The 239-nt window shown below is 50.6% G+C and carries 1 pseudogene; it reads right to left on the reverse strand.

The annotated features are described in order from the left end of the window. Positions 1-214, reverse strand: a pseudogene (locus tag B4920_RS27735) (thiol:disulfide interchange protein); the annotation flags it as partial. Between the last annotated feature and the right edge of the window lie 25 nt (positions 215-239).

Consider the following 239-nt stretch of genomic DNA (forward strand, 5'->3'; position numbering starts at 1 on the left):
GCTTATTTTGGTGCATCAGGTAACCGGTGAAGCTAATGCCCCAAAGCGACCAAAGCACATCGGAAACCACGCCCGTCCAAATACGGCCAAGCATCACAATCGATACTGCAATCAGCAGGAAGCCAAACACGGTTTTAATGATATTCATCCAAGCGCCAGCACGAGGCAGTAACTTACCACCCGAGGTGCCAATGATAAGTAGTGGTACGCCCATGCCCATACTCAGTACATACAGCGCG

It is taken from the genome of Zoogloea sp. LCSB751 (assembly GCF_002028455.1).
In the GTDB taxonomy this organism is placed as follows: Bacteria; Pseudomonadota; Gammaproteobacteria; order Burkholderiales; family Rhodocyclaceae; genus Zoogloea.